The organism is Frankia tisae, from assembly GCF_025403405.1.
Classification (GTDB): Bacteria; Actinomycetota; Actinomycetes; order Frankiales; family Frankiaceae; genus Frankia; species Frankia tisai.
Genome location: NZ_JANEZT010000481.1, coordinates 1 through 4157 on the forward strand (window position 1 = coordinate 1; position 4157 = coordinate 4157).

The window sequence follows — 4157 nt, forward strand, 5'->3', positions numbered from 1 at the left end:
GCCTTCCACGTCGCGGCCTTCCACGTCGCGGAGAACCGCGAAGTAGTCCAGGAACGCGGTTCGGTACGGCTGCGGCCCTCCCTCGTCGGCGAACCGCCGGGCGAGCGGGACTCCGACCACCGCCGTCAGCGCGAGCTCGAGCAGGTCGAGCCGGGCGGCGATGGTCGGGTCGTCGCTGCGCCACTCGGCGAGCTCCGCCGCCCAGTCGCGGCGGTGTTCGTCGGGCAGCACCGCCAGCGTGCGCAGTAGCCGGTCGAGCACGGGAGAGATCGGGAACGGCAGCTCCGAGGGCCCGTTGCGGGCGAGGCGGAGCAGGGTCAGCACGTGGCGCTCCCCGTGCCGGGCGACGCCTCCCACCGCCGACGCGGACGTCTGCCCGGCCCAGGCGTCGGTGAAGGCGACCAGCTCGCGGGTGCGGTCGGCGGACGCCAGCCAGGGCAACCAGCCGGCACACAGGTCGGGATCGGTTTCGAGCAGCAGCGCGACCAGGTCGAGGAGCACGACGGCGGGCGCCGCGGCGAGCGCCTGCTGGACGTGCTCGGTGACGCGCGGCCCGCGGCCCGCGGACAGCCGGCCGAGCCGGATCTGCTCGGCGAGGAACCGGGCGGGCGCCGCGGGAACTCCCAGCCCGGTCCCGGCCCACTGCTGGCCGTCCAGCCTGGGACTGACCACGTGGGCGGTCAGCGTCGACCAGAAATCGAGCGCGGCCGCCAGATCGGCCAGCCGGCTCGCCGCCGCCGGGTTCGGATTCCGATTCGGATTCCGGTTCGAGCCCCACAGTGCCGACCAGGCCGCGCGCGTCACCGCGCCCATCAGCCGGGCCCGCTCGTCCGTGCCGACCAGGCCGCGTTCGGCCCATCTCGGCCAGGAGATGGCCAGGGCGTCCAGGCCGTCGGCGCCCGCGTCCGCCACCAGCAGGTGGGCGGCGCGTTCGACCTCGGCCACCGGCAGGGCGTCGACGCGCCCGGTGGCGAGCAGCTCCAGCGCATCGGCCGCGGTCGCGGTGCCCGCGGCGAGCCGGCCGCGCAGGTGGGTGACGGGATCGGCGCGGGCCAGGCAGCCGACCGCGTGCGCGGCGTCGTCGGCCGGGCGCGGCTCCGTCTCGGCGGCGAGAAAGTCGACGATCCGGGTCAGCGGCCAGCTCTGTCCCTCGACCAGCCCGACGAGCAGGTGGTGGTAGATGCGGGCGTCGCCGCGCAGCGGGCGCAGGATCCGCTCGCCCTGCTGCCATGGTGCGCCCGCGTGGTCAGCCCGTTCCCGGGCCCCGAAGCCGAGCCGGATGTGCCGGGCGCCGCCCTGGTCGAACCAGGTGCTGGCGACGAGGCGGGCCCGCTGGCCGTAGGGCAGCAGCGACACGACCGCGTCGAGGTAGCGCAGCCGGGTCAGCGCCTGGTCGGCCGGCTCGCCAACCGGCGCGCCGAGCACCGCCACCGGGCGGACGAGCAGCGTCGCCGCGGTCGCCGCCGCCGTCGACAGGTCCACCTCCAGCTCGGCCAGGGTCGCCTCGATGTCCGCGGCGCGCAGCCGGCCGACGGTCAGCTCGACGGTGCCGGCGCCATCCGGCAGGCCGTCGAGGTCGAGGCGGAGCGCGGCGGCGTACAGGTCGGCGTAGGACACGGGGTTCTCGCGCAGGGCGGAGAAGGGGACGCAGACGAAGCGGGTCGCCGCGATCGGCCGGTGCGCGCCGTCGACGTGCTCCGTCCAGGAACGGATGGCGACCCCCAGCACCGTGTCCGCGCCGCGCGGCGCATAGCAGACCGTCACCCAGGGCAGCGACTCGCCGCTGGGGGCGGACAGCGACCGGGCCGGCGGCGTGCCCGGGTTGAACCGGCGCAGGATCTGCTCGTACTGCCCCCGGGTGAAGTAGCCGCCGCAGCGCAGCACGGCGTAGTCGTCGTCGCTGCCCGGCTCCTTCGACATCACCGCCCAACCGGCGGCCAGGCGCACGGGGTTGCCGGTCACCGGGGCGCTCACCTCTTGCGGGCGGCCGCCCGCGTGCTCTCCTCCAACCACAGGAATGGCTCCAGCACGTTGATCGGCCGGATCGAGCCGCGGATCCGCGCCTCCCCGCCGGTCTTGACGACGTTCGTGAAGTCGTGTGCGCGGAAGTACCCCGACGGCCCGATGTAGAAGCCGACCGACGAGCTGACGAAATAGGAGACCCGGTCGGGCTGGAAGTACTTACTGATGCTGCCGCGGACCAGCCGGGCCGTGCCCTCATGGCTGTCGTCGCACAGCCGGTCGAAGAAGGCCTTCGCGAGGTTGCCGGGAACCCGGGGGATGCGCTCCGGCTCGTCGCCGGTGAGCACGACACCCGTCCGGAACGCCTGGCGGAACACCGCCGGCTCGTCGAACTTCGTGACGCAGACCGCCAGGAAGTGCGGGAGTTTTCCGCCGCGTAGGCGATTGGCCTCGAAACACCGCCGGGTGACCTGCTCCAGGGTGCGCTGGAAGAACTCGAAGGCGTCGCTGTTGCGCTGCTCCCGGACCGGATCGAACAGATAGACCAGCCCGTCGCACATGCTCAGGTGGTCGAGCAGCAGCTCCCACTCGTCGGGCGCGTCGGCCTCGTCGTCGTCGAACACCGAGGCGGAGATCAGCGAGTTTTTCGGGGCGGAGCCGCCGAAGTAGCGGCCGGCCACATCCAGCAGCTCGACGACGAAGACCGTGTTCTCCGGGCGCGGGCCGCGGCGCAGGGCCCGGCCCGCGAGCCGGCCGCCCCGCGGCGGCCCGATGAACCGCCAGCTCAGCGCGGTCATTCCCGGCGTCGCGGAGGGGAAGACGTGCTGGCTCTGCAACAGGTCGGTGTTCTCGGACAGGAACGCCCCCGCGTCGTCATCGGCGCCGATGACGATCCAGGATGGGCTGCCCGGGACGCTGGGCTGACTGATCGCGGCGATGTTGAGCGCGGCGAGGAAGGTCGTCTTCCCGCTCTGCGGGGCGCCCCACAGGCCGATGCGTGCCAGCTGCGTCGGCTGCCCCGCCGGCGCCATCACCACCGTGCTGACCGAGCCCGGACGGTGGCGTCCGCAGCGCACGCCACGGCGCCGCGGACGCCGATACGTGCAGGACGAACAGTGAAAATAGGGTGCCCCCCGACACGGCGCCGACCGCGAACCCGCTGCGCCAGAACGGCCAGTCCCTCGGCCACGTTCCGTCATGACTCACACGCTCGACGCGACAATTTTGTTGCAGTATGGAACGATCTGGCCACCCGGTCAAGCCGCCACGCGCGTCTGCTCCGGCCTCAGAGCGGGTCGCCCGGCCCCCAGCAGGACGCCGACCCCCGGAGCGGGCAGCGCGCCCCAAGCCGAACAGGTCGAGAGTGCCGGACGACGACAGAATCCGCGGATCACCGCCAGTCGTCGAGGCGGAATATCAGCTGCCAGCCGCCGTCTTCTCGGTGGCGTGCCATTCGTCCCGGCCGTGGATAGAGCGCAGGTAAGGCCCGCGAAGCAGGTAAGGCCCGCGAAAGCAGCATGACAACTCCGTGAGCCTCTCGCAGGCCCTCCCGGGACGGCCGGTCACCGACTGGTCGATCCGCGCGCGGCATTGCATTCCCCCGGGCACGTGACCGATTGTGCTGGTAAACGCACGCTATGGGCCCCGACTCGGCTACAACGTAAGATCGGCGAGCAGCATCCGGAGGGAGTTGCGGCACCCGGCGCAGACGGCGGCGGTGCGGCCGCTCGCCGGAGCCTGGATGCCGGTGCAACGAGATGGTTCGGGGGAGCGGTGACGGAGCGGCTGACCGACGAGGAAGTGATGATGCTCGCCCGCGTCTTCTATCGCTCGTCCAGAGCCATGATGGTGCTCGAACGGGCCGGTCTGGAACGTTGGCGGCAGCCGTCCTGGACGGCGCAGACCCCGCTGGAGTTCTGGGAAGAGGTCAACGACCAGCTCTCCCTGGGGGCGTTGGCCGACGGCCGGGTCAGCCTCCTGGCCGCGGCGGCGCAGCTCTACCCCGCCAACAAGGTTTTCGCCGCGGTCACCGGCGCCGCCCCGGCCCGGCCGGCGCCGGTTGCGGCCCCCACGGCCAGCGGGGCGACACCGACGGCGGGCCCGGCCGGGGCGGGTTCCAGCGGGGTTGTCCCGTCGGCCGGCAGCGTCCTGTTGGCCGTCGATGCGGTGCGGTTCGGCCCGGCGGGGGTGGGGGT

At 73.1% G+C, this 4157-nt stretch carries 3 protein-coding genes; 1 reads left to right on the plus strand and 2 read right to left on the minus strand.

Annotated features, from left to right (window positions below; all coding sequences use genetic code 11):
- Positions 1–1962: hypothetical protein (locus tag NBZ85_RS28410; RefSeq protein WP_261563036.1), on the minus strand; the 1962-nt coding region annotated here is incomplete at its 3' end.
- 8 nt (positions 1963–1970) lie between these two features.
- Positions 1971–2999 (minus strand): hypothetical protein, encoded by a 1029-nt coding sequence (locus tag NBZ85_RS28415; protein WP_261560304.1) that lies wholly within the window; start codon positions 2997–2999, stop codon positions 1971–1973.
- Positions 3000–3735: 736 nt separating this feature from the next.
- Between NBZ85_RS28415 and NBZ85_RS28420 the strand changes: the two genes are divergently transcribed.
- Positions 3736–4157: effector-associated domain EAD1-containing protein (locus NBZ85_RS28420; protein WP_261563037.1), on the plus strand; the 422-nt coding region annotated here is incomplete at its 3' end.